The sequence below is a fragment of the Mesorhizobium sp. M0715 genome, assembly GCF_040320355.1.
Classification (GTDB): Bacteria; Pseudomonadota; Alphaproteobacteria; order Rhizobiales; family Rhizobiaceae; genus Mesorhizobium.
This window is the reverse complement of the sequence record NZ_JAMYPL010000010.1, coordinates 132,494-154,218: the sequence shown is the minus strand read 5'-3', so window position 1 is coordinate 154,218 and position 21,725 is coordinate 132,494. Positions and strand designations below refer to the sequence as shown.

The window sequence follows — 21,725 nt, the reverse complement described above, 5'->3', positions numbered from 1 at the left end:
CGATGAATTTGAACGCTCAGCAGCTCGACCAGGATGGCTATGACGTGCGCGGTTTTTCACACGGACTCTACATCGACGGTACTTGGCGACCGTCCTCCGACGGTCGGCTCATCGATGTTGTCGATCCCTCCTCCGGGGCGGTGATCGCGGCGGTTCCCGATGCGACAGTCGAGGACGCCACCGCCGCCGTCGAGGCCGCGGCCAAAGCAGCTAAGGGATGGCGGGAGACGGCGCCGCGCAAACGCTCGGAAATCCTTCGGCGCTGTTTTGAGCTCATGGTCGAACGCTCCGAAACGCTTGCCATGCTGATTTCCCTGGAGAATGGCAAGGCGCTGCGCGACGCGCGCGGCGAGGTAGCCTATGCAGCCGAGTTCTTCCGTTGGAATGCTGAGGAAGCGGTCCGCATCACCGGCGAGTTCGGCACCGCGCCCTCCGGCAGCAATCGCATCGTGGTCGATTATGAGCCGATCGGAATTTGCGTGCTGATCACCCCGTGGAATTTTCCGGCCGCTATGGCGACCCGCAAGATCGCGCCGGCGCTGGCGGCAGGCTGCACTGTCGTCCTGAAGCCGGCAAGTGAAACACCGCTGACGGCCTATGCGCTGGCGGCACTCTACAGCGAAGCCGGCGTGCCTGCCGGTGTCGTCAACGTGCTGACCACGACCAGTCCCGGGCCGCTGACTTCGGCCATGCTCGCCGATCCGCGCGTCAGGAAGCTGTCCTTCACGGGGTCGACGGGCGTGGGCCGAACCTTGCTCGGCGAGGCTTCAAAGCATGTCATTTCCTGTTCGATGGAACTCGGCGGCAATGCCCCGTTTGTCGTCTTCGACGATGCCGATCTCGACGCCGCCCTCGACGGCGCGATGATCGCCAAGATGCGCAACGCCGGCGAGGCCTGCACCGCCGCCAATCGCCTCTATGTGCAATCGGGAATCTATGATGCTTTTGCCGACGGGCTCCGCAAGCGCATGGCGGCACTTAAGGTGGGAGCAGGCCCGAATGCAGACACAGAATGCGGGCCGATGATCACCAGAAAGGCTGTCGACAAGATCGACCGCTTGGTCAAGGACGCCGTGGGCCGGGGAGCCAAGGTGCTTTGCGGCGGGGCGATTTCGGAGGAAGAAGGATTCTTCTATCCGCCCACAGTGCTGTCCGATGTGCCGCCCGATGCGGAGATGGCGCACGAGGAGATTTTCGGCCCGGTGGCACCCATCACACGCTTCGACACCGAGGCCGAGGCGATCGCACATGCTAACAACACGGAATATGGTCTGGCCGCTTATATATACACACGCGATATTGGACGCGGCATGCGGGTGGCGTCGGGGATCGAGGCCGGCATGATCGGTCTCAACCGGGGACTGATGTCGGATCCGGCCGCACCATTCGGAGGCGTCAAGCAGAGTGGCCTTGGCCGCGAAGGCGGCCAGCACCACGGCATCGCCGAGTTCATGGAGGCTAAATATATTGCCGTCACCTTCTGAACCGGCAGTCATGTCAAAAGACCCTTTCCGCACCCGCGACCATGTGGCCGATTTTGACTATATTGTGGCCGACATAGTGACTCGCAGCGCGGAAACCCGGGCGAACCTGCCGATGTCGGCTGATATCGCCTATGGCGAGGGCGAGGCCGAAAGGTTGGACCTGTTCTTTCCGCCCGGCGAGCGCAGGGATCTTCCCGTGCACATCTTCATCCATGGTGGCTACTGGCGCATGTTCTCCAGAAGCGACTATTCTTATGTAGCGAACACAGTCACCAAAGCTGGGGCGATCGCGGTCATCGTCGACTATGCGCTGATGCCTGAAGTCAGGATGGCGGCAATCGTCGACCAGATCCGGCGTGCCAAACAATGGGTGCTGGACAATATAGCCGCCCATGGCGGTGACCCTGCCCGGCTAAGCGTAAGTGGTCATTCGGCGGGCGCGCACCTGGCCACATTCCTGTTCGAAAAGACGCCAATGCCATCGCGCATACGTGCGGCGCTGCTGCTAGGCGGCCTTTACGACCTCAAGCCCCTTCAGACGTCCTTCCTCCAGCCGCTAATCGGAATCACCGATGAGGAGGCAACTGCCTTCACCCCGATGACGCGGTGGCATGACCCGGAGACGGCAGCGACCATTCTCGTCGGAGATCAGGAAACGTCACCTTTTCACCAGCAGGCCGCCGACTTCGGAAAGCGCTTACGCGCGCAGGGGCACCTTGTCTGCGACCTCCGCCTGAATGACCGAAACCACATGAACAGCGTGCGTGATCTGGGCATCAGCGGCACACAATCTGGCGATTGCCTGATGGCGATGATCGAGGGAAACGGCCTATAGGACGGAAGCTGGGGAAAGTAGAGCCGCTTGACTGCCGGGCCAGACACTCCCGTCACTCAAGAAAGTACCGTCACGGGATCGCGGCAGCTACCGGCATCGGGCTGAGCTTTGCGGCAGGTGAAATCCGGCAGAGGACACAACCGACGATTCCTCATCGTCTTTCTCCACACTGCATGCGAGTGGTGCCGATCGACCATCGCGACGCCCACCGCTCCGTCGGCATCATCACCGCGGGGCTATGTGCACCAGTCCTTCTCCGAACAGCTGATGAACCTCATCCGCACCAATTTGCGAACTGGCAAACTGAGCATCGCGCCTTCGGACAGGCACCTTGCACGAGCGCCGAGAATGGTGCGGGACGCCGTCATTCGCAGGCCGGCCTCACCTGAATATCAGCGCACGCTCAGTCGGTCTGGATCCAGATCGACTTGGTCTCCAGATATTCATGCAGATGTTCGATGCCGCCCTCGCGGCCGTAGCCGGACATCTTCATGCCGCCGAACGGCACCGCCGGGTCGATGGCGTGGTACATGTTGACCCACACCGAGCCGGCCTTGATGCGGCGGGCGAGCTTGTGGGCGGTGCCCAGATGACTGGTGAAAATGCCGGCGGCCAGGCCGTAGGGCGTCGCATTGGCCCGCGCAACGGCTTCGTCGAGCGTGTCGAACGGCATCGCCGAAATCACCGGACCGAAGATTTCTTCACGCGCGATGGTCATCTTGTCCGACACCGCGCCGAAGACAGTCGGCGCGATGAAATTGCCGCCGTCGTAGATCTCGCCGGTCAGTCGCGAGCCGCCCGCTATCAGTTCCGCGCCTTCGTCGCGGCCGGCCTTGATATAGCCCACCACCTTGCCGGCCTGCCTGGCATTGATGAGCGGGCCGATTTCGGTTTCCGCCTCGATGCCATGGCCGATGCGAAGCCTGCCGGCAAACTCGGCTACCCGGCGCACGAATTCGTCATGGATCTCGCGCGCCACGAACAGCCGCGATCCGGCGATGCAGATCTGGCCCGAATGCACGAACACCGCCATCGCGGCGACAGGAACCGCCTTGTCGATGTCGGCATCACGGCAGACGATGATCGGCGATTTGCCGCCGAGTTCCAGGGAAACGCGCTTGAGGTTGATCACGCCCGCCCGCGCGATGGCCTGGCCGGTCAGCGTCGAGCCGGTGAAGACGATCTTGTTGACGTCGGGATGTTTAGCGAGCCACGCACCGGCCTCCGCCCCGGTGCCGGTGACGACGTTGACGACGCCGTCGGGAACGCCGGCTTCCTGCATCAGCCTGGCGATCAGCAACGGCGTCAACGAGGCATCCTCCGAGGGCTTCAGCACGATGGTGCAGCCGGTGGCGAGCGCCGGCGCGATCTTCCAGATCGAAGCGGCGGTCGGAGCGTTCCAGGGGATGATCGCGCCGACAACGCCCACCGGCTCGCGCCTTGTGAAGCTGACGATCTCGCCAGGGATCGAATTGTCTATGGATTCGCCATGCAGCGCGGTCGCCATGCCCGCATAGAAGCGCAGCATGCCGATGACGCGCCGCCGGTTGGCGAGCGTGCGCGTGATCGGCAGTCCCATGTCGAGAGTGTCCGAAACGCTGAGCTCTTCCCAATGGGTCTCGAAGAGATCGGCGATGCGCAGAAGCACGCACTGCCGCTCATAGGGCGAAAATTTTGACCATGGCCCTTCGAAAGCCGTGCGCGCAGCGGCCACCGCCGCATCGACGTCGGCCGCCGAGCCACGCGGCACGGTGGCCAGCACTTCGCCAGTCGCCGGGTTGAGCGCCTGCATCTCCTGGCCGGACCGTGCCGGAACCCACTTGCCGCCGACGAACATCGGCCGGAATTCGCCGTGGTAGAGCGCCGTGGCCTTCGCCCGCGGGTCGAAATTCAGCGTCATCCCTTCCTCCTCACAATTCCGTGGCGACTATGCCTCCCACGCCGGTCGACCTCAAACAAAGAAAGCTAAAAGGGCGTTCAGATAATCGGACTGTGCAATGTACGCGACTTCCCCGATGGTGCCGGCAATGGAGGAGCAGATATGAGACTTGCTGGCAAGGTCGCCATCGGCGGCAGACCTGGCCCGCTCGGCCTTTGGCGGTCTCGACATACTGGTCAACAATGCCGGCGTGGCCCAGCCGCCCTGGCGCTCGAGACGATGGACGAAGAGATGTTCGACCGGATCGCCAACGGCGGCGTCTCGCCTCGCCCGAATTTGACTTGGTGCAATGCTTCAAGGGCTGGGCGATTGCCGCCACCCGGGCCATGGCCGTGGAACTCGCACCGTTCGGCATCCGCGTCGTCGCCACCATTCCAAGCCTGTGCCATAGCGCCTGCCTGACGGCAGGCGGTTAGCCGCCGCCGCCCATGGTCACGGACATGAAGGCCCGGAAGGCCGCCGCTGCCGGTTCGATTGATCTGTCACGCGACCAGGCCAGGCCGACATCCATAGTGGGGATGGGCTCGACAAGCCCGCGCACTTCGATGCGCTGCCCCTCCAAGGACCAGGGGCGGTAAACCATGTCGGACAGGACAGTGACCCCCATGCCGGCAGCCACGAGCGACCGCACGGCCTCGACCGAACTGGTGGTAAGGACGGCGCGGAGCGAAAGCCCCGCGGCATCCCAGTAACGGGCGGCCGTCGTACGTGCCTCGTCAACCGTCAGCATGACATAATCTTCCGCCGCCACATCGGTGAGGCTGATTTCCTGTCGCGCGAGCAGGTGATGATCAGCCGAAAGCCAGAGCCGGCGGTTCGACCGCATCAAGACCTCCTGCGCCAACTCCTTGGTGTGCTCCAGGTTCGACACCAGCATCACGGCCATGTCGATGTCCCCGCACATCAACCCGCTTTCGAGAGCGTCTCGGGGCAGTTCCAGCACCTCGACCTCGATCTCGGGATAAGTCTTTCGAAACCGGGCGTAGTGGCGCGACATGTAGTAGCCGACGACCGTGTAGGTCATGCCCAGCCGCAGCTTGCCCGCCAGGCCTTTCCTATCGCGCAACGGGCTTCGGACGGCGGCAGCGACGGCCCCGGTGATAACCCGCGCATGTTCAAGAAACCGCGCGCCCTCCATCGTCAATCTTACGCCAGCGTGGTTACGCTCCAAAAGCCGTACGCCCAGGTCAGCCTCAAGCGTCTTTATCGCCGCAGTGACCGCCGATTGCGAGATGTTGAGTTCCACCGCAGCATGACTGACCTGTCCGCTCTCGGCGGTCGCGATAAAATAATCAAGCTGTTTCAAGGTGATGGTCATGGTGCGCTCCGGCCCAGAACCATTATCTGTTTTTTTGATATGACAATCAATAAACTACTATTTCACAAACGCCTTCGCATGCGCAAAAAATGCTGCAACGCCGCAAAGACGGCAGCTTCGAGGGGTAACAATGCGATGGCGGTGACGCTAAACTGCGACATGGGCGAAAGCTTTGGCCTCTACAAGGTTGGCGATGATATGGGCATGATGCCCATCATCGACGTTGCCAATGTCGCCTGTGGTTTCCACGCTTCTGATCCGGATCACATGCACGCCGCCGTCCGCAGCGCCAAGGCGAGTGGCGTCAAGATCGGCGCCCATCCAGGCTTGCCCGACATTCAGGGTTTCGGCCGGCGCGAGATGCGGATGACCCGCGAAGAAGTCAGGAACACCATCATTTACCAGGTGGGAGCGCTTGCCGGCTTCCTCAAGGCCGAAGGTGTGGAACTCCACCACATCAAGCCGCATGGCAGCCTTTACTTCATGGCCATGCAGCAGGAGGCAATCGCCCATGGCGTGTGTGACGCCGCAGAGGTTTTCGGCGTACCCCTCTTCGGCATGACGGGCACCCTGCATGAGAAGATTTATCAAGAGCGCGGTATCCCATTCGTCGCCGAGTTCTATGCCGATCTCGACTACGATGCCTCCGGCAAGCTGATCTTGACACGCGTTCATGACGCCAAGGACCCCGCAGAGATGGCCGAGCGGTGCGTACGCGCCATCAGGGAGGGCGAGGGCACGGCAGAGGACGGCAGTTTCTTCCCCGTACGCTGCGAAACCATCTGCGTGCATTCCGATACGCCGAACGCCATCGAAATAGCCAGAGCCGTGCGCACCGCAATCGCCCCCTGGCACTGAACTCGACCGAACCCGCCCGCGCGGGCGGTTCCAAATTAATCTGTCCGCAGTTTTCCGGAGCTTTTTATGGCCCAGATTCTTTCGCCTCTTCCCGGCACCTTCTATCGCAGCGCTTCGCCAGACCAGCCGCCCTACAAGGCGGATGGCGACGCGGTTTCCGCCGGAGACGTAATCGGTCTCATCGAAGTGATGAAGTCGTTCCACGAAGTGAGGGCCGAGACGGCCGGTACGAACATCCGCTTCATTGCCGACAATGAAGACCCCATCATGGCCGGCGCACCTATTGCGGATCTCGACTGATGCTGAAAAAGCTTCTGGTTGCCAACCGGGGTGAGATAGCGGTCAGGATCATCCGGGCCGCGCAAGATTTGGGGATCACCACCGTGGCGGTGTATTCGGCCGCAGACGCCGAGTCGCTCCACGTCCAGCTTGCGGACGAAGCGGTCAACATCGGCCCACCAGCGGCAAAGAAGTCCTATCTCAATGTCGAAGCAATTCTGAAGGCTGCCCGCGACACCGGTTGCGACAGCGTTCATCCAGGCTATGGGTTCCTTGCCGAGAATGCCGCGTTTTCCGACGCGGTCACAGGCGCTGGATTGGTCTTCGTCGGCCCGTCGGGAGATGCGATCCGGATGATGGGAGACAAGGTCTCGGCGCGATCCGCCGCCGCCGCTGCAGGTGTCCCTGTGGTGCCTGGCTCGGCTGGCCGGGTCGAGGGCCTCAAGGCTGGCCACGAGGTGCTGACCGCAACCGGTTTTCCGGTGATGATCAAGGCGGCGGCAGGCGGCGGTGGGCGGGGCATCCGCATCGCCAACTCGCTCGCCGAGTTCGAACAAGCCTTTCCTCAAGCCAAAGCAGAAGCCCTCGCCGCCTTTGGCGACGGTGGCCTCTACATGGAAAAGGTGATCGGCAAGGCCCGCCATATCGAGGTGCAGGTGCTGGCAGACGGAAGCGATGCCATCCACTGCTACGAGCGGGAGTGCTCACTGCAGCGGCGACGCCAGAAGGTTTGGGAGGAGGCGCCGTCGCGCGCACTTTCAGACAGGCTGCGCGAGGAGCTCTGCGCTTCGGCGGTCGCTTTGGCCAAGGCGGTCAAATACTCTGGTGCCGGCACGGTAGAGTATCTTTATGACGATGAAGCAGATCGCTTTTACTTCATCGAGATGAACACCCGTATCCAGGTCGAGCACCCGGTCACCGAAGCGATCACCGGCATCGACCTCGTTGCGGAGATGCTTCGCATCGCCGGCGGCGAGAAGCTGCGGATCCGGCAAGGCGATGTCTCCGTCAAGGGGCATGCGATCGAAGTCCGGCTCAATGCCGAAGACCCGGCGAAGGAGTTCGCTCCATTCCCGGGGCAAGTGGCCGAGCTTCGCATTCCCGGCGGTCCGGGCGTACGCTTCGATTCGATGCTTTACCAAGGCTATCAGGTGCCGCCCTTTTATGACTCGCTGCTTGCCAAGCTGATCGTGCATGCAGAGACGCGCGAGGCGGCGATAGTGCGCCTGATCCGCGCGCTCAACGAGTTGAAGATCGGCGGGCTCAAGACCACCAAGCCGCTGTTTCTTGCGCTGGCCGCCGATCCGGCGGTGCGGGCGGGAGACGTGCATACCCGCTGGCTGGAAGGCTGGCTCATCGAAAACGCCGCAGCTTTGGCGGGTTAAGGAGGACCGATGTCGATACGATTCAACTTCGGCGGTGACGAACATATCTTCGGCGAGGTGTCCGAGGAAATGTCGCTCACCTCCTTCTTTACCGGCCTTTCGATGACGAACGCGGTGCGTACGGCAGGCATCCGAGGTGTCACCGAGATCTGCCCTGCCAACGCCAGCTTCCAGATTCGCTTCAACCCCGACATCGTCAAGCCGCAGGATTTGCTCAGCGAACTGAAGTCGATGGAAGAGGCGGCCTCGAAGGCGGACCCGGTGCTGAAGACCCGGATCATCGAACTGCCGGTTTATTTCCAGGATCCATGGACGCGTGAAACCTGCTTGCGCTTCCGCGAGCGCCATCAGGACCCCTCCTCCACCGATCTTGAATATTCGGCCCGCATCAACGGCTACGCCACGGTGGAAGAATTTATCGAGGCCTATTCCGGCCAGCCCTGGTTCGTATCGATGGTCGGCTTCGTCGCCGGACTGCCCTTCCTGTACCAGATGGTTGAGCGCAAGAAACAGATTCAGGCGCCGAAATACTTGCGTCCACGCACCGACACTCCCAAGCTCACCATTGGCCATGGCGGCTGCTTCGCAGCGATCTATTCAGTACGCGGCGCTGGCGGCTACCAGATGTATGGCATAACCCCGGCCCCGATCTACGACCCGACCAGGAAGGTGCGCTACCTCTCCGATGACATGTGCCTGTTCAAGCCAGGCGACATCGTCAAGTTCAAGGCCATTGGCCGCGATGACTACGACGCCACGCTGGAGGAAATTGAAGCCAATCGGTGGCAGCCGACGGTTCGCGAGTGCACCTTCAGCCTGAAGGACTTCAACAGCGATATTTACGGCACCAATGCAAAGCTGATGGAGCTTATCAATGGCCGTTAAGGTAATCTCTCCCGGCCTCTCCACTTCCGTGCAGGACCTTGGTCGACCAGGCCACTATCATGTCGGCATTCCCGAAGGCGGCGGCATGGACCGCTTTGCCACACGCATCGCAAACCTGCTTGTCGGCAACAATCCGGGTGCCGCGGTGCTCGAAGCCACCTTCATGGGCCCCGAACTCGAATTCACCCAATCCGCGGTCGTCGCCGTCACCGGCGGAGAACTCCCCCCCAAACTCAATGGCGAGGAGCGGCCGACCTGGGAAAGTTTTCCGGTGAAGGCCGGTGACCGGCTTTCCTTCGGCTTCCTCAAGGGCGGCGCGCGCGCTTATCTGGCCGTCTCCGGCGGCATCGACGTACCCGTGGTTCTCGGTTCGCGCTCGACTTACATTCTGGGCGCACTCGGCGGCCATCAGGGCCGCACGCTGAAGGCGGGTGATGAGCTTCCCCTCGGCGAAGGTTCCGGCAAAGCCGGTCTTTCACTGCCTGCAAATCTGCGCCGCGCGGGCAATAGTCCGGCGGAACTCAGAATGCTTCCCGGGATGTACTGGCATCGGATCACCGAGGCTGCCGGCAATCGGTTCTTTGAGGAAACCTGGAAGGTCGCGCCCGAAGCCGACCGCATCGGCTATCGCTTCCGGGGCGGGACGCCGCTGGAGTTCGTCGAGCGCGAGCAGCCTTTCGGTGCGGGCTCCGACCCCTCGAACATCGTCGATGCCTGCTATCCCTACGGATCCGTCCAGGTGCCGAGTGGCACGGAGCCGATCGTTCTTCACCGGGACGCGGTTTCGGGTGGCGGGTACATGATGCTGGGCGTGGTGATATCGGCCGACATGGACCTTATCGCCCAGCTCCAGCCGCACACCCCGGCGCGCTTCGTTCCGGTGACGCTGGAAGACGCGCTTGCCGCGCGAACCGAACAGCGCGCCGCGCTGGCGCGTGCTGAAGGACATCTGGCCGGCTGACGTCAGCCGGAAAAATGCCGGCGGAGGAGCCGGTGGCGAGGAGATCGGCCGGCCAAAACCGACCGTGCGTGGCGGAAGACAAAATCCGGTGCGCGAAACGACAAGACGACGCCGGGCAACGGCGTGAATTTGGCATCCGAGCAGTCCGCTAGAGACCGCCGGAACCGACAGGGGAAGACATTTGCAACGTGACTGGCCGCAAGGCCGGATGCTTCGCGCCTTTCCGTCGGTAGAAAGAAGGAAAGGGTCATGAGTCATCTGAGCGCGGAGAACGTCTCGGTATCGTTTGCGGGGCTGAAGGCCCTGTCATCGGTAGACCTCCAAATTACGCCCGGCCGCATTAGTGGCCTCATCGGCCCGAATGGCGCTGGCAAGACCACGCTCGTCAACGTGCTGACCGGCTTCCAGGCACCGACGGAAGGCACCATCAAGCTCGACGGCGCAGCACTCACGGGTCTCAAGCCGCATCAGGTCCGGCGGCGCGGCATCGCCCGCACCTTCCAGGGTGGGCGGCTCTTCCGCGACTTGCCTGTGCTGGACAATTTGGAGGTAACCGGCGTTGGCCTGGGAATGAGCCGGCGCGCTGCCATCGCCGAAGCGGAAGCGATGCTCGACTGGATAGGCATCGGTGCGCTGAGCACCCGCATCGCCGGAACGTTGCCATATACGGACGAGCGCCGCGTCGCCATTGGCCGCGCCCTGATGGGACGGCCCGCATACATCCTGCTCGACGAGCCCGCGGCTGGCATGAGTGCACTGGAGGCGCGGGAGCTTTCGGCCCTGATAAGACATATCGCCAGCGATCTCGGCTGCGGTGTCCTGCTCATCGAGCACAATGTCGGGCTGGTGCTCGGCCTTTGCCAGCATATCGTTGTGCTCGATTCCGGAGCGATCATCGAGGAAGGCCCGCCTGCGGCCATCCGCGACAGCGAGAAGGTGCGCCACGCCTATATGGGCACGGCCGCGAACACCGACTTGCCTGTTCTGGAGGCGATGGAATGAGCCTGCTCGCCCTTTCCGATATCACTATTCGCTATAGCCGTCTCACGGCGGTCCGAAATGTCTCCTTCTCCATGGCCGAGGGAGAAATCCTGTTCATCACCGGCCCGAACGGAGCCGGGAAGTCTTCGCTGCTGCGCGCGATCGCCGGTGTTACGCCGGTGGCGGGCGGCCGGATCGACCTTGCAGGTCATGAGATCACCGGCCAGGCGCCGGAAAACATCGCCCGGCTCGGATTCTCCATGGTGCCGGAGGGGCGCGATGTCTTCGGCTCGCTGACGACCGAAGAGAACCTCCTGGTCGGAACCGGCATGCACGCCCGCGAACGCGGCTGGCGCAGCCGAGCGGCCGACGAACTCGAAGCCGTCTACGCAACCTTCCCGATGCTGAAAGAGAGGCGGCACGGGCAGGCGGGATTGCTGTCCGGCGGGCAGCAGCAAATGCTGGTCATCGGACGCGCGCTGATGACCAATCCGCGGCTTGTAGCCATTGACGAGCCTTCGCTGGGCCTCGCCCCCAACATCAACGACCAGGTCTACGAGCGGCTGATCGCGCTGCGTGCGCAGCGCCAACTCACGCTCCTGATCGTTGAGCAGAGCTCGGCCCGGGCGATGATGGTGGGCGGGAGGATGATCCTGATGCGTGGCGGACAGATCGTGCTCGATGGCGACGCGCGGACGCTCGGCAACGGCGAGGCGATCCAGGCTGCCTATTTCGGCTACGAGGACAATTGAGATGCTTCAGATCCTGTTCGACGCACTCTCGCTTGGCTCGCTGTACGCGCTCGGCGCGCTCGGCATTGCCCTCATCTTCGGCGTGATGCGGCTCGTGAACTTCGCGCATGGCGACGTCATCGCCTTCTGCGTCTTCGCGCTGCTATGGCCGTCAACAGACGCCATGGCCATCGTCTTCGCCGGCCAATTGCCGTGGTACCTGCTGGTGCCCTTCGTGCTCCTCTGCGGGGCCGGGCTGTCGGTGCTGTGCGAAATCGTCGTCTTCAGGCGGTTCCGCCAGGCAAATCCGGCAACCATGATGATCGCCTCCTTCGCGCTCGGTTTCGTTATTCGCTACTTCCTGCTCATGCTTTTCTCCAGTCGGCCGAAATCGATTTCGCTGCTGCCCGAATTGTCCCAGCCGGTGGAGATCCTTGGTGCCCGGCTTCCCCTCCTCCAGCTCATAACGATCGTCGCCACGATGGTCATCCTGATCGGCCTGACATTGTTCCTGCGTCAAACCCGCTTCGGCCTGGAGATGCGGGCGGCGGCCGAGAACTTCTCGATGGCCCGCATGCTGGGTGTGCGTGCGAACCGGGTCATCATGGGTGCGTTCGCCCTCTCCGGCGCGTTGGCCGCCGCCATTGCGCTGATCTTTGGCGCCCAGACAGGCACGCTGGACATCCAGATGGGCGCCTCGATCATGTTGATGGCCTTCATCGCCACCGTCATTGGCGGCCTCGGCAGCCTCGGGGGAGCCGTGCTCGCCGGCTTCCTGCTGGGTGCCGCCTCGGTGATCATGCAGGTCATGCTGCCCATCGACGCCCGGCCATTCCGCGATGCCTTTGTCTATGGAGCGGTCATCCTCGTCCTCCTCTTCCGCCCGCAAGGGCTTATTGCCGCGCGCGGCACCAAGGAAAGGGTCTGATTTCATGGCTGTCGCCGCCTCCCTAGCCAACTCTACCGCTCCCGGTGCCGCGGCTGCCAAGCAAAAGCCCGCCCGCTTCGCACTTGCGCGCCGCACAATCCTGACGCCGGTCCTGCTTTCTCTGCTGCTGCTGGCCATCGCGCTGATCACGGTGATGACCGGATCGCGGCCCTTCAACCAGACGGTGATCGACGTGTTCGTCCGTGTCATCCTCGTCGTGGGCCTATACATCTTTATCGGAAATTCGGGCGTTCTCAGCTTCGGGCATATCGGCTTCACCTGCCTTGGCGCCTACGCGGCCGCGTGGCTCACCATCAACCCGATGATGAAACGCGGTTCGTTGCCGGGACTGCCCGAATGGCTGCTGGCGACCCGATTGCCTTACTGGCAATCGGCCGTGCTGGCGGCATTGTTCGCCGCCCTCGCCGCTCTCATCTTCGGGCGGGTGCTGATGCGATTATCGGGCATCGCAGCATCGATCGCGACCTTCGCGATGCTCGCCATGATCAACACAATTTATTCCAACTGGGAGAGCGTGACCGGAGCGACCTCGTCGGTCGTCGGCATTCCGATCGTGCGCGTGATCTGGCCGTATCTCATCGGCGCCGTGGTCGCAATCTTCATCGCCTGGGTGCACGCGATCTCCCGGTCCGGCCTAGCCCTTCGTGCTGCCCGCGACGAGCCCACCGCCGCCGCGGCTTCCGGTATCGACATTCCCAGGGAAAGACTGGTGGCGTTCGTCGTATCGGGCGCGGTGATGGGGCTGGGCGGTGCGCTGATGGCTCATTCCATCGGCGTGGTCACACCCGATACATTCTATCTCGGTCTCACCTTCATCACCCTTTCCATGCTCGTCGTCGGCGGCATGGGCAGCCTGTCGGGTGGTGTGGTGGGTGTCGTCCTGCTGTCCGCCCTCATCCAGGCGCTGCGTTGGCTGGAGGCAGGCGTATCGCTCGGCGAGTCCACGTTCGCCCTCCCGAAAGGGGTTCAGGAAATAGCCCTCGGCGTCATCATGATCGTGATCCTCGCGCTTCGCCCATCCGGACTCATGGGCAACCGCGAACTCACCTTACCTCGCAGCAGTCGCAACAAGTGACCGGCGGCACAAGCCCGACCGGAAAACAAAAAAGGAGACGTGCATGGCATACAAAATGAGAATTGTCGCAACCGCTCTGGCCTCGATGTCCATCGCATACCCGGCCCTGGCCGATGACAAGACTATCGTCATCGGCTTCGCCACTGCGGAGTCGGGCTTCATGGAAGCCTATGACAAGCCTGCCCAGGAGGCGGCTTTGATCCGCATCGACGAGATCAATGCGGCTGGCGGTCTGCTTGGAAAGCAGATCAAGGTCGTCAAGGCCGACACCAAGTCCGACCGGGCCGAAGGCGCCAAGGCTGGCCTCTCCGTGCTCGACCAGGGTGCGGATCTCGTGGTCGTGTCCTGCGACTACGACTTCGGATCGCCGGCTGCGCTCGCGGCCGAGGACGCAGGCCGTATCTCCTTCTTCCTGTGCGCGGAATCGGTCAAGGCCGGCATCCAGGGTGTCGGCCCGCACAGCTTCTCCGCGTCGGTGCTGGCGGCCGTGCAGGGAGCGACCATGGCCGAGTGGGCATTCAAGGAAAAGGGCGCAAAGGACTTCTACCGTCTGCTCGATACCTGGACGGCCTACAACAAGGGCATCTGCGACGGCTTCGACTGGATGATGCCGAAGCTCGAAGCCCAGGGCGCGAAGCTTGTCGGTGAAGACACCTTCAAGAACGAGGATGCCTCCATCGCCGCGCAGATCACCCGCATCAAGTCTCTGCCGAAGGAGCCGGATGCGATCATGCTTTGCACGATGATGCCGGGCGCCGTCTCGGCCATCAAGCAGCTTCGCGCCGCGGGTATCAATTCCATGATCCTGAATGGATCGGGCGTCGACGGTAGCTATTGGCTCTCGGCTGTGCCCGATCTGACGAACTTCTACGTCCCCGTTCAGGGATCGATCTATGGCGACGATCCCAATCCGGCCGTGCTGAAGTTCAATGCCACCTACAAGCAGAAGACAGGCGCCGATCCCTCGAGCCAGTATGTCTTTCCGGGTTACGTCATGGTCGACGTCTGGGCCAAGGCGGTGGAGCGTGCAGGCACGGCCGATGCCGACGCGGTCGTCGCGGAACTGGAAAAGATGAAGAATGAGCCGACACTGTTCGGGCCTCGTACCTTCACGCCGGAACTGCATCACCAGAACCAGACGCGGTACCTGATCGTCGAGACCAAGGCCGGCAAGCCGGGTGTTGTAGGCAACTGGACGATTTCCGAGCCGGTACCGATGGAAGCCTTGCTCAAGTAGGAGAAGATGGGCCGGGTAAGCCCGGCCCTTCATATGCGGAAGGCCCTGTTCCTTTGGGATGACCGGGCCTTTCGTCTTTTGAGGATATTGCCTTTGAGCAAAAAACGAGGGCGGCCCGTTTGGACCGCCCTTGTCGCCCGATGAATCCAGATTTTCGCTACCCTCGCGCTTTGCGGTAGGAATCCTTGAGCGCTATGAGCTCCCCCGAGAAAGCGAAGATATCGCAGCCGTCGACTTCGATTTGCTGCCCCGCTGCCGTGGTGCCGACGAAGCGCCATGATGAAAGCCCGGTGTCGCCCGTCACGATGTGCCGTCCCCTGATCCACGCGGCTTTCGGGAAGGCATCGAACAGCGCTGCATAGGCGACGCGCACTGCGTCACGCCCCACATGCTTGCGCCCTTCGGCATCGGGGCCGGCCGAGCCGTGGAAAGCGCAATTCTCAACCATGCAGTCCATCAGCGCGCCCACGTCGCGAGCGTTCCAGGCCGCGAGGAACCGGTCGAGCACGGCGAGCCGCCTGGCTGCGAGATCGCCAGCCTCAACGACCTCGACCTCGAGAAAGGCGAGCGGCGCATCGCCGGCATTGATGACATTGTGGGCCACACCCGTCCGCCGCGAGTAGGGCACCCCTTGAGTGAGAGCGGCTTGCGACTGCGCGCCGTCGGGGCCTTCGAGACCGAGCTTGCCGTCCGTAAGCGGCACGATGACGTAGTCATGGCCATGGATGTGCCAGCCGGTCTCGGCCCCGGTGGCAAAGCGCCATTCGGTGACCCGAAAGCGTTCGTCGTCGATATGGATGACCGGTTCGGCTTTCATGCGGGTCATTCAAGTCCCTCCTTGGCAACCGCACCGGTCAGGCGCTCAAGCGTCCGGCCCATGCGCGTCATGATTTCCTTCACATCGTCTTCTGTCGAGATCATCGGCGGACAGAGCGCGAGCTGGTCGCCGATGGCGCGGAAGATGAGGCCTTCCTCGTGGCCGATTCCCGCTGCGATACTCCCTGCGCGCCCAACCTTGGCGAAGGGGCGTTTCGTCGCCTTGTCTGCCACCAGCTCCACGGCGCCGATAAGACCGGTGCCCCGCGCTTCGCCGACAAGCGGGTGATCGGCGAACGAGCGGATGCCGGCCTGGAACGACGTCTCAAGGCGGGCCGCGTTTCCGATCAAGTCCCGCTCCTCGAAGATGGCGAGGTTTTCGAGACCCACCGCCGTCGCGACCGGATGACCCGACGCCGTGAAGCCGTGGCCGAAATTGCCGATCGTTGCGGTGTTGTCGGCGATCGCCTGATAGATCGCATCGGAGAAAATGACGGCGGCAAGCGGCATATAAGACGACGTGATTTGCTTGGAGACCGTCATGATATCAGGCGTGAAGCCGTATTTCTGAGCGCCGAAAGGCGTACCAAGCCGCCCGAAACCACAGATCACCTCGTCTGCTATCAGGATGATATCATTTGCCCGGCAGATTTTCTCCACGCCTTCCCAGTACCCGACCGGCGGCGGCAGAACGCCGCCGGCTGCCATGAGCGGCTCTCCTATAAAGGCTGCAATGGTGTCAGCCCCTTCTTCCGCGATCGCCGCTTCCAGCTCGGCGAGCAGACGCGCCGTGAAGGCGGCTTCGTCTTCGCCTTCCATGCCGAAGCGATAGAAGTGCGGGCAGGTCAAATGGCGAACGGGAATCGCCGGCAGATCGAAGTCGCGATGGTTGACCGGCAGGCCCGTCAGGCTGCCGGAGGCGACGGTGATGCCGTGATAGCCCTTGGTCCGTGCCAGGAATTTCTTCTTTTTTGGCCGGCCCAGCGCGTTGTTCATGAACCACATCATCTTGACGATGGTGTCGTTGGCTTCCGAGCCCGACGACGTGAAGAAGACACGCGTCAGGTTTTCCGGCGTCATCTCCACGAGTTTCTCAGCGAGCCGGATGGATGGCTCATGCGCCTTGGAGGAGAAGGTGTGGTAGTAGGGCAGCTTCAGCATTTGCTGGTAGGCAGCGTCGGCCAACCGCTTTTCCGAAAAGCCGACGCCCACCGACCACAGCCCGGCGAGCCCTTCGATGTATTCCTTGCCGCGTTCGTCATACACACGGATGCCGTCGCCGCGGCTGATGATCAGCGGCCCGGTTTCCTCGTGCTGACGCAGGTTTGTGTAGGGGTGCATGGAGGTGGCGATGTCGGCGGCGGCGAGAGAGTTGGAAAGCGCATCCATGGAAGTCCTCAGCGGCTTGGGGAAATGGTTCGGGAGGTGAGTGCGAGATAGTCCTCGATCCCATGCGTGGAGCTTTCACGATTCGGGAAATGAATCATGGCAGGCTGTTGGAATGGGTGTCGATGATCCGCCGCATCAGCGCGGCGACGTCGCGCGCATTCGGAGGATCGGAGTGGATGCAGACGGTGTCGAAGTCGACCGGGCGGATTGTACCGTCTGTCGTGACGAGTTCGCGTCGGGTAAGCGCCCCCACCATGCGGTGCTCGGCAAGCGTCAGGTCGATGGCCGACTGGACGCGCGGAATGATCAGGCTGCCGCCGGGAGCGTAGGCAAGATCGGGAAAGAACTCGCCCACGAAGGCGACGCCGAGTTCGGCTGCCGCCGTCTCGTGACAGGTTCCCGCCAGGCCGAAGAGAGGGACGCCGAACGGCTTGACCGCCGCGGCAATCGCCCGGGCAGTGTCCACGTCGTGCGCGGCCATGCCGTAGATGATGCCATGCGGCTTGACATGGCTGAGCTGCCCGCCCTCGGCGGCCAGCATTCCTGTCAGCGCACCGATTTGGTAGAGGAAGGCGGCTGTCAGTTCCTCGGGCTGAAGTTTCATCTCGCGCCGGCCGAACCCCTCGCGATCGGGAAGGGACGGATGCGCGCCAACCTGCTTTCCGTGCGAAAGCGCGAGCCGCACGGTCTTCAGCATCGTCCATGGATCGGAGGCGTGGAAGCCGCATGCGATGTTGGCGCAATCGATGTGGGGCATGATGCCGGCATCGTCGCCGAAACGCCAGTTGCCGTAACTTTCCCCCATGTCGCAGTTCAGGGTGACCATGGTTTGCTTGCCTCAGCCCAGAGTGTTCGACGCCCAGCCGTGGGCGATGTGGGGGAATTCCGGCGGCGGTTCGCGCTCGTGCAGCAGTCGAAGCACGCGCGGCGGCGTCAGTGGCAGCTGCCGCACCGGCTTGCCGATAGCGCGTGCCACAGCGCAGCCGATCGCCGCGCCCACGGCCAGGATCGGGACCTCGCCCGCGCCCTTGGTGCCTAGAGGCCCCATCGACGGAGCGCCCTCGTAGAGGTCGGCGGCGACCGGAACCACGTCCTGCGCCAGCGGCAGGCGATAGGTCTCGAAATCGTCCTGCGCGATACGTCCGTCAGCGGTGATCGTCACCTCCTCATGCAGGGCGTAGCCGAGACCCTGCACGACACCACCCTGTATCTGGCCCATGACCGCGCGCGGGTTGAGTGCGCGGCCGACATCCTGCACCACGCGATAGGCCAGCACCTCGACATGACCGGTGTCCGGATCAACCGCCACCTCGGCCTCGTGGACAACGAAGACGGGGATGTCGAGCGCATCGATGAAGTGCCCCATCGCGCAGCCGGACATTGCCGGAGTGTTCCTGGCGGTAAAGGCTCCGCTTCCGGTGACCGGGCCGGTGGTTGCCTGCGCATGGGCGACGACAGCGGGGATCGATATGCCGGAGCCGGGACGTCCCGCGATCTCGACACGACCATCCCGCAGCACCAAGTCTTCCGGTCGGGTCTGGAGCATCTCGCCGGCGGTCCGCAGCAGCTTTTCCCGCACTTCCGCGCAGGCAGCCACACTTGCCGCGCCGATGGACACGGTGGTTCGTCCGCCGCCAACGCCGACATCGAGACCGGCGGCATCGGTGTCGGCTTCGCGCACGATCACCTGGTCGGGAGCGAGGCCGAGTTGCCCGGCCACGATTTGCGGCAGGGATTGCACCATCGTGCCAGATCCGATCTCCACACCCGACGTGACCAGTGTTGCACTGCCGTCGGCGTTCAAATTCACCGTCGCCGCCGAAGGCCCGACGAAAACGAACCATGTGCCGACCGTGGTTGCAATACCATAGAGCCTGCCGTCGGCCTCGGCCTCTGATGTACCGGTACTGGCGCGCAGTGTCTCCATGCGATCGAGCATCGGACCCAGCACGTCGGCCTCGAAAACCTGGCCCGTGGCACCGAGATCACCATCTCCCAGGACATTTTTCTTCCGGAACTCCATCGGGTCGAAGCCTAGCGCATCACAGATTTCGTCGGTGTGTCGCTCCAAAGCGAATGTGTTGTAGACGCCGTTGCAAGCCCGGAAAGCACCGTTGGGTGGTGTGTTGGTGTATACGGCGCGGCTGACGAGCCGCGTTGCGCCAACCCTGTAATTGCCGCCCAGCGTGTGCGCCGTCATCGTCGTCAGAAAAACCTGTTCGCCTCCATACGCACCGCAGTCCATCAGCACGACCGCCTCGCGCCCGGCGATGTATCCTTCGGCAGTGACAGCGGACCGGATGCGGATTTCCGCATTCTCGCGGCAGAGGCAGGTTGCCATCTCTTCCTGCCGGGTATTTTCCAGGACCACCGTGCGCCCGGTCATCCGCGCCAGAACTGCAGTGATAGGCTCGATGGATGCATCGAATTTCAGGCCGAACCCGCCGCCGACAGGGGGTACAGTGACCCGCACACGCCCGGGCGGAAGCTGCATGACCCTTCCGGTGACGTTGCGCACGGTCCAAGGCACCTGCGTCGAGGTCTGTATGTGAGCACGGCCGTCCTCCCAGGAGCCGATGGCAACGCGCGGTTCGAAGGGCACATGGCTCTGCCGGCCGACGGTAAAGCTGCTCTCGACAATGCGTATGTCGGGACGGGCGAAGGCCGCATCGACGTCACCGCGGCTGGATTTTGCCTCCCATGCGATGTTGCCGGCACGTGCACCGCCCTCGGTGATCACCTCGTAGCCGCGCCAGCCCTCGTGGACGAGACGGGCGCCGGGCTGGAGCGCGTCGGCCATGGTGAGCACCGGTGCCAGCGGCTCGACCTCGAGCATGATGGCGGCAAGTGCCGCCCGCGCCTGCTTCTCCGTCTCGGCGGCGACGACGGCGATTGGTTCACCGTGATAGCGGATCGTGTCGATGGCCAGGAGCGGATGGTCGGCAATGCCGATGCCGTAGAGCCCTGGCGCGTCGGCGCCGGTCGCCACCGCGCGCACGCCAGGACAGCGAAGTGCCGCCGAAACGTCGAGCTTGCGGATACGCCCCGCGGGAACGGTCGACCGCAGCAGCACGGCATGCAACATGTCGGGGCGAACCCGGTCGTTGGTGTATTTCGTCCGCCCGCGCAGCTTGTCCTGCGCATCGCGGCGGGGAAGATTCATCACGGTGGCGGACAGCTCAGACATGTATGCCTCCCGCCAACTGGCCAGCCTTCCGCGCTTGGTCAAGGCAGTCGGCCACGGCGTCGACGATCCGCTCATATCCCGTGCAGCGGCAGATGTTGCCGGCCATCGCGGCCTTGATTTCGGGACGGCTCGCATGCGGATTGTCACGCACGAACGCCGAAAGGCTCATGACCATTCCTGGAAAACACATGCCGCATTGCACGGCATCGACCGCCTCGAAATTGGCCTGGAGCGGGTGCAGCGCCTGGCTTCCGAAACTCAATCCCTCGATGGTCGTCACCGCGCATCCCTGGACGAGGCCAATCGGCTTCAGGCAGGACGGCACCGCTTCGTCGTCGACATGCACCGTGCACGCGCCGCAAAAGCCTTCGCGGCACACGGCTTTGGTCCCCGTCAGGAATCGTTCCTGCCGCAAGATGTCGACGAGCGGCGTCATCGGATCGCCATCAAAGCGGCAGTCCTCGCCATTCAGCTGGAATGTCACGGTCATGCCAGGCCCCCAGTCTTGAGAAGTGCGGCAACACCGCGTTTGACCAGCGGCGGAAGAACCTGGCGGCGGTACCAACCCTCCGCCTCCTTACCGTCGCGGCCCTGAAAATCATTGTGCTCCAGTGCAAGCTCGGCGGTGCGTTCCGGATCGAGCGCATAGGCCGGGCCTGCCCTCATGGCCTGTTCGAGCGCCGTCCAGCGCCGCGCTACCGGCTCCACCGAGCCGACGGCGATGCGACATCGTTTGTCTTTGTCTACCGCAAGCGAGACGACGGCGACCGGATAGTCGCCGGCTTTCCGAAGCGGCAGGCGGATATGAGCACTTGCGACAAGGTCGCGGCGCAGATGAATTCTCGTCACAATCGCTTCGGCCAGCAGCGTATGCCTGTCTTTGAGGAAATCTGAAATACCGAGAAGTTTTGGGCCTTCGAACGTCTCCAGTTCCACCGCCGCCTCACAGACGAGAAGCGCAGGGGCGAGATCGGCGGCGGCAAAGTCGAGGGCACAAAGGTTGCCGCCCACGGTGGCGACCCTTCGGATGCCGGGATTGGCCGCATTCTCCGCCGCGGCAACCAGACCTTCGAAGCCCACTGCCCCGTGCAACGCGCGGCCAAGGACTGCATGGGTAACGGCTGCGCCGATCACGACATGGTCCGGTTCGATTTCGACCTTGGACAAGGCGGGTATTCGGTGGAGTGCGACCACCGCCTCGGGAAGGTCGACCCCGCGCCGTGGATCACGCATCATCCAGGTGCCGCCGGCAAGCACCGCCGCGCCTTGCCGGCGTGCGGCCATTGCCTCTTCAATCGTGCTGGCTGCGGTGAACGATCGTTCCACGCTTGGTGCCATCTGTCATACCCCTCGGAAGCAGCCAACTTTCGCGGCGCTGCAGCATTGTTGCTCCAGCTTTAGGCTCCTGTGAAATAG

21 protein-coding genes are annotated in these 21,725 nt (G+C 63.1%); 13 read left to right on the top strand and 8 right to left on the bottom strand.

Annotated elements, in window-relative coordinates:
- Positions 1-2 precede the first annotated feature (2 nt).
- Both NKI21_RS15130 and NKI21_RS15125 read left to right on the top strand, forming a co-directional pair.
- Positions 3-1,484 (top strand): NAD-dependent succinate-semialdehyde dehydrogenase, encoded by a 1,482-nt coding sequence (locus tag NKI21_RS15130; protein ID WP_292561310.1) that lies wholly within the window; start codon positions 3-5, stop codon positions 1,482-1,484.
- A gap of 10 nt (positions 1,485-1,494) precedes the next feature.
- Entirely contained in the window at positions 1,495-2,319 is an 825-nt protein-coding gene (locus NKI21_RS15125; protein WP_352440672.1) for an alpha/beta hydrolase, read from the top strand.
- 403 nt (positions 2,320-2,722) lie between these two features.
- On the opposite strand, the gene NKI21_RS15120 is transcribed toward NKI21_RS15125, so the two are convergent.
- Positions 2,723-4,219 carry an aldehyde dehydrogenase family protein gene (locus NKI21_RS15120; protein ID WP_352440673.1) on the bottom strand — a complete coding sequence of 499 codons (1,497 nt, stop codon included), beginning with the start codon at positions 4,217-4,219 and terminating at the stop codon, positions 2,723-2,725.
- Positions 4,220-4,539: 320 nt separating this feature from the next.
- Here NKI21_RS15120 and NKI21_RS15115 point away from each other — a divergent pair, with 320 nt between their 5' ends.
- Positions 4,540-4,674, top strand: coding sequence for a hypothetical protein (locus NKI21_RS15115; RefSeq protein ID WP_281040467.1), 135 nt, complete (start codon positions 4,540-4,542; stop codon positions 4,672-4,674).
- Here the strand turns inward: NKI21_RS15115 and NKI21_RS15110 are convergent.
- On the bottom strand, positions 4,671-5,576 hold the full coding sequence (locus NKI21_RS15110) for a LysR family transcriptional regulator (protein ID WP_127294331.1): 906 nt from the start codon (positions 5,574-5,576) through the stop codon (positions 4,671-4,673). The genes NKI21_RS15115 and NKI21_RS15110 overlap by 4 nt on opposite strands.
- Positions 5,577-5,711: 135 nt before the next feature.
- Between NKI21_RS15110 and NKI21_RS15105 the strand changes: the two genes are divergently transcribed.
- The 10 genes from NKI21_RS15105 to NKI21_RS15060 all read left to right on the top strand — a co-directional run bounded on the left by NKI21_RS15105 (position 5,712) and on the right by NKI21_RS15060 (position 14,917).
- Positions 5,712-6,434: a LamB/YcsF family protein gene (locus NKI21_RS15105; protein WP_127255327.1), complete on the top strand. Its 723-nt coding sequence runs from the start codon at positions 5,712-5,714 to the stop codon at positions 6,432-6,434.
- 66 nt (positions 6,435-6,500) lie between these two features.
- A complete protein-coding gene (locus tag NKI21_RS15100) occupies positions 6,501-6,734 on the top strand; it encodes an acetyl-CoA carboxylase (protein ID WP_013533152.1) in 234 nt (77 codons plus the stop codon).
- Positions 6,734-8,098, top strand: a complete 1,365-nt coding sequence (locus NKI21_RS15095; RefSeq protein WP_128302547.1) for an acetyl-CoA carboxylase biotin carboxylase subunit — start codon at positions 6,734-6,736, stop codon at positions 8,096-8,098. The genes NKI21_RS15100 and NKI21_RS15095 overlap by 1 nt, the downstream gene beginning before the upstream one ends.
- Positions 8,099-8,107: 9 nt before the next feature.
- A complete protein-coding gene (locus NKI21_RS15090; protein WP_128302548.1) occupies positions 8,108-8,983 on the top strand; it encodes a 5-oxoprolinase subunit B family protein in 876 nt (291 codons plus the stop codon).
- Positions 8,973-9,944, top strand: a complete 972-nt coding sequence (locus tag NKI21_RS15085; RefSeq protein ID WP_023808979.1) for a 5-oxoprolinase subunit C family protein — start codon at positions 8,973-8,975, stop codon at positions 9,942-9,944. Before NKI21_RS15090 ends, NKI21_RS15085 begins: the two co-directional genes overlap by 11 nt.
- 249 nt (positions 9,945-10,193) lie before the next feature.
- Positions 10,194-10,946, top strand: a complete 753-nt coding sequence (locus NKI21_RS15080) for an ABC transporter ATP-binding protein (RefSeq protein ID WP_352440674.1) — start codon at positions 10,194-10,196, stop codon at positions 10,944-10,946.
- Positions 10,943-11,677 carry an ABC transporter ATP-binding protein gene (locus NKI21_RS15075; RefSeq protein WP_023808981.1) on the top strand — a complete coding sequence of 245 codons (735 nt, stop codon included), beginning with the start codon at positions 10,943-10,945 and terminating at the stop codon, positions 11,675-11,677. The genes NKI21_RS15080 and NKI21_RS15075 overlap by 4 nt, the downstream gene beginning before the upstream one ends.
- A gap of 1 nt (position 11,678) precedes the next feature.
- A complete protein-coding gene (locus NKI21_RS15070; RefSeq protein ID WP_027036291.1) occupies positions 11,679-12,584 on the top strand; it encodes a branched-chain amino acid ABC transporter permease in 906 nt (301 codons plus the stop codon).
- Positions 12,585-12,588: 4 nt separating this feature from the next.
- A complete protein-coding gene (locus tag NKI21_RS15065; protein WP_352440675.1) occupies positions 12,589-13,680 on the top strand; it encodes a branched-chain amino acid ABC transporter permease in 1,092 nt (363 codons plus the stop codon).
- 43 nt (positions 13,681-13,723) lie between these two features.
- A complete protein-coding gene (locus NKI21_RS15060; protein WP_023808984.1) occupies positions 13,724-14,917 on the top strand; it encodes an ABC transporter substrate-binding protein in 1,194 nt (397 codons plus the stop codon).
- Positions 14,918-15,074: 157 nt separating this feature from the next.
- Here the strand turns inward: NKI21_RS15060 and NKI21_RS15055 are convergent, their stop codons facing one another.
- The 6 genes from NKI21_RS15055 to NKI21_RS15030 all read right to left on the bottom strand — a co-directional run bounded on the left by NKI21_RS15055 (position 15,075) and on the right by NKI21_RS15030 (position 21,647).
- The gene (locus NKI21_RS15055) at positions 15,075-15,743 is read right to left on the bottom strand and encodes a nuclear transport factor 2 family protein (RefSeq protein WP_127294316.1); all 669 of its coding nucleotides are present in this window, start codon (positions 15,741-15,743) and stop codon (positions 15,075-15,077) included.
- Positions 15,740-17,122, bottom strand: coding sequence for an aspartate aminotransferase family protein (locus NKI21_RS15050; RefSeq protein WP_352440676.1), 1,383 nt, complete (start codon positions 17,120-17,122; stop codon positions 15,740-15,742). The genes NKI21_RS15055 and NKI21_RS15050 overlap by 4 nt, the downstream gene beginning before the upstream one ends.
- A gap of 94 nt (positions 17,123-17,216) precedes the next feature.
- Complete coding sequence (locus tag NKI21_RS15045) at positions 17,217-17,948, bottom strand: LamB/YcsF family protein (RefSeq protein WP_023808987.1); 732 nt, start codon at positions 17,946-17,948, stop codon at positions 17,217-17,219.
- Positions 17,949-17,960: 12 nt separating this feature from the next.
- Positions 17,961-20,309 (bottom strand): xanthine dehydrogenase family protein molybdopterin-binding subunit, encoded by a 2,349-nt coding sequence (locus NKI21_RS15040; RefSeq protein ID WP_352794550.1) that lies wholly within the window; start codon positions 20,307-20,309, stop codon positions 17,961-17,963.
- Complete coding sequence (locus tag NKI21_RS15035; RefSeq protein WP_352610068.1) at positions 20,302-20,799, bottom strand: (2Fe-2S)-binding protein; 498 nt, start codon at positions 20,797-20,799, stop codon at positions 20,302-20,304. Before NKI21_RS15035 ends, NKI21_RS15040 begins: the two co-directional genes overlap by 8 nt.
- The gene (locus NKI21_RS15030; protein WP_352794549.1) at positions 20,796-21,647 is read right to left on the bottom strand and encodes an FAD binding domain-containing protein; all 852 of its coding nucleotides are present in this window, start codon (positions 21,645-21,647) and stop codon (positions 20,796-20,798) included. The genes NKI21_RS15035 and NKI21_RS15030 overlap by 4 nt, the downstream gene beginning before the upstream one ends.
- Positions 21,648-21,725: the final 78 nt, after the last annotated feature.

Coding starts and splice junctions, on each gene's coding strand:
- NKI21_RS15050 (WP_352440676.1), bottom strand. CDS start 17,122: ATGGATGCGCTTTCCAACTCTCTCGCCGCCGCCGACATCGCCACCTCC.
- NKI21_RS15085 (WP_023808979.1), top strand. CDS start 8,973: ATGGCCGTTAAGGTAATCTCTCCCGGCCTCTCCACTTCCGTGCAGGAC.
- NKI21_RS15075 (WP_023808981.1), top strand. CDS start 10,943: ATGAGCCTGCTCGCCCTTTCCGATATCACTATTCGCTATAGCCGTCTC.
- NKI21_RS15110 (WP_127294331.1), bottom strand. CDS start 5,576: ATGACCATCACCTTGAAACAGCTTGATTATTTTATCGCGACCGCCGAG.
- NKI21_RS15065 (WP_352440675.1), top strand. CDS start 12,589: ATGGCTGTCGCCGCCTCCCTAGCCAACTCTACCGCTCCCGGTGCCGCG.
- NKI21_RS15045 (WP_023808987.1), bottom strand. CDS start 17,948: ATGGTCACCCTGAACTGCGACATGGGGGAAAGTTACGGCAACTGGCGT.
- NKI21_RS15105 (WP_127255327.1), top strand. CDS start 5,712: ATGGCGGTGACGCTAAACTGCGACATGGGCGAAAGCTTTGGCCTCTAC.
- NKI21_RS15095 (WP_128302547.1), top strand. CDS start 6,734: ATGCTGAAAAAGCTTCTGGTTGCCAACCGGGGTGAGATAGCGGTCAGG.
- NKI21_RS15125 (WP_352440672.1), top strand. CDS start 1,495: ATGTCAAAAGACCCTTTCCGCACCCGCGACCATGTGGCCGATTTTGAC.
- NKI21_RS15055 (WP_127294316.1), bottom strand. CDS start 15,743: ATGACCCGCATGAAAGCCGAACCGGTCATCCATATCGACGACGAACGC.
- NKI21_RS15070 (WP_027036291.1), top strand. CDS start 11,679: ATGCTTCAGATCCTGTTCGACGCACTCTCGCTTGGCTCGCTGTACGCG.
- NKI21_RS15035 (WP_352610068.1), bottom strand. CDS start 20,799: ATGACCGTGACATTCCAGCTGAATGGCGAGGACTGCCGCTTTGATGGC.
- NKI21_RS15100 (WP_013533152.1), top strand. CDS start 6,501: ATGGCCCAGATTCTTTCGCCTCTTCCCGGCACCTTCTATCGCAGCGCT.
- NKI21_RS15040 (WP_352794550.1), bottom strand. CDS start 20,309: ATGTCTGAGCTGTCCGCCACCGTGATGAATCTTCCCCGCCGCGATGCG.
- NKI21_RS15060 (WP_023808984.1), top strand. CDS start 13,724: ATGGCATACAAAATGAGAATTGTCGCAACCGCTCTGGCCTCGATGTCC.
- NKI21_RS15080 (WP_352440674.1), top strand. CDS start 10,194: ATGAGTCATCTGAGCGCGGAGAACGTCTCGGTATCGTTTGCGGGGCTG.
- NKI21_RS15090 (WP_128302548.1), top strand. CDS start 8,108: ATGTCGATACGATTCAACTTCGGCGGTGACGAACATATCTTCGGCGAG.
- NKI21_RS15120 (WP_352440673.1), bottom strand. CDS start 4,219: ATGACGCTGAATTTCGACCCGCGGGCGAAGGCCACGGCGCTCTACCAC.
- NKI21_RS15130 (WP_292561310.1), top strand. CDS start 3: ATGAATTTGAACGCTCAGCAGCTCGACCAGGATGGCTATGACGTGCGC.
- NKI21_RS15030 (WP_352794549.1), bottom strand. CDS start 21,647: ATGGCACCAAGCGTGGAACGATCGTTCACCGCAGCCAGCACGATTGAA.